Genomic DNA, 1,999 nt, shown 5'->3' on the forward strand with positions numbered 1-1,999 from the left:
AGTACGCCGCGTACGATCTTGCATACTTTGCTTCCCCGCTTGTGAATCCGTCGAGCCCTCGCCGGCATTGAACCCCGGATCCGGGTCGACCCGAAAGACGACGATGATTTCTTCTTTGTGGATCTCTATGCGTTTTACCAGCGCGCGGATGATCTCCCGTTTCGTGGCAAAGTCGATGGTGCTCAATCGGTCATTGACGGCGGCGGCAAATTCTTCGAGACGATTGATCACGAGAAACAGCTCGAATTGTCCCGCCTCATGGCGCCGGGACTCTTCGATCTGATGATCAATCTGTTCGAGCTTGATCTTCAGTTGCCGGATCTTCGGATCGAAGTCCGCTTTATCGATCACCCCTTCCGCATAGCTGTCAATGAGCCGTGACTTGCCTTTCTCCAGATGGAGCTTCTGTCTCTCCAGTGCCGCCGTATCGGCACTCTCCCTTTCGGTCTGTTCGAGAACGTCCAGGCGGCGTTGGTACTCGGTCTTCAGTCGGTCAGGATGGGCCAGCAGCGCGACGACTTGCTGCCACACGAGCTCGTCGAGCCGCTCGGTCCTCACCTGTTGATTGTCGCAGAGGCGTGCGCCGCCGAAGCGGTAGGCGTCGGTTCCAATGCAACGATAATAGGCATAGTGCTGGCGGCCCTTGCCCGCCGCTTTACTGACCTTTTTGCCGTAATAGGCGTAATGACACTGGCCGCAGACAGTCAGGCCCTGCAGCAGATAGACGGCACCGTGGCGGCGTTGCCGCGCCGACTTGCGATTCTCGTCGAGTTGCTCCTGAACGGCCAGAAACAACGCCTCGTTGATGATCGCCGGCACCGGGATTTCGATCCAGCCGCTCGGCTCGGTGCGCACCGCGGAATAGCCTTTCTTGGGCGTGTCGGCGCTGTGGCGCGGTGCGCGCACGCGGGGCAAGGGATCGCGCGCCTGCGTCTTGCCAAAGGCCGCTCGGCCCATATAGGCCGGATTCTGCAGCATCCCCCACACGACGCTGCGGTCCCAGTGCGGTTTGCCCGATGCAGTCGGGACGCCCGCCTCGGCAAGACGCCGCACCACTTCACCAATGCTCAGACGCTCGACGCCAATCCAGGCAAAGATCTGTCTCACCGTCGCCGCTTGTGACAGGTCGATCACATACTGCGCCGGCGTGCCATCGGCTTGCTTGCGGATGTAGCGATAGCCATAGGGCGCCGTCGAGAGCACATTGACACTGCCGCGCTTCGCGCCATGAAGTTTGCCGCGACGATTGCGCTCCATGATCTTGGCGCGCTCGTATTCAGCGATCATGCCCTGCATCTGCAGCAATAGCGTCTCTTCCGGGGTCGCGCCGATGGCGTGATTGAGGAACACGACCTCGACGCCGCACGCCGACAGTTCCTCGATGAGGAGAACCTGATGCGCGTACTTTCGCGATAGGCGGTCCGGTGACAGCACGTAGAGACGCTCGATCAAGCCGAGTGCCGCGCGATCCCTCAGCCGTTCTAATTGCGGGCGGATCAGCGTGGCGCCACTGACACCCGCATCGATAAAGCGCATGTCCTCGGCGATCTGCTCGCCATCGGCCGCAATGCGCTCCTTCAACGCGGCAATCTGACTTTCGATCGTGCCGCTTTTGGCTTGTTGATCCGAAGACACGCGGGCATACAGCGCCACCATCCGGGTATCGCTCATCGCCCACCCCGCTTCGCGTTCGCGCGGTTTGTCGCTGCAGGCTGGGATCTCGATGGCGCCGACGTGGTACGTGCGCCCGTCGGCTTCAGCTGCTCATAGACCCGCTCCAACTGCTCGGCGGAGAATCGATTCGGCTCGAAAGCCAGGCGAACGCGCCAGTTGCGCGGCTGTCGGGTCATGGCTGAGGCTCCCCGTCGGTGGAGGTGACGACATCGATGACGAGGGTAATCCCGATATCCGGACATCCCGCAAACCCGGGGCCCAGGCAATCCCGGCTAATGCGCAAGCCCCATTTTACTCGAGAGTTTGCTCTATTGTTTCCGCTGTT

Annotated in this window: 1 protein-coding gene; it reads right to left on the minus strand. The window is 61.0% G+C overall.

Going from position 1 to position 1,999, the window contains the following annotated elements:
- Window positions 1–1,671: recombinase family protein (locus tag NA637_RS24795; RefSeq protein ID WP_256075208.1), on the minus strand; the 1,671-nt coding region annotated here is incomplete at its 3' end.
- Window positions 1,672–1,999: the final 328 nt, after the last annotated feature.

It is taken from the genome of Stutzerimonas stutzeri (assembly GCF_024448935.1).
In the GTDB taxonomy this organism is placed as follows: Bacteria; Pseudomonadota; Gammaproteobacteria; order Pseudomonadales; family Pseudomonadaceae; genus Stutzerimonas; species Stutzerimonas stutzeri_AO.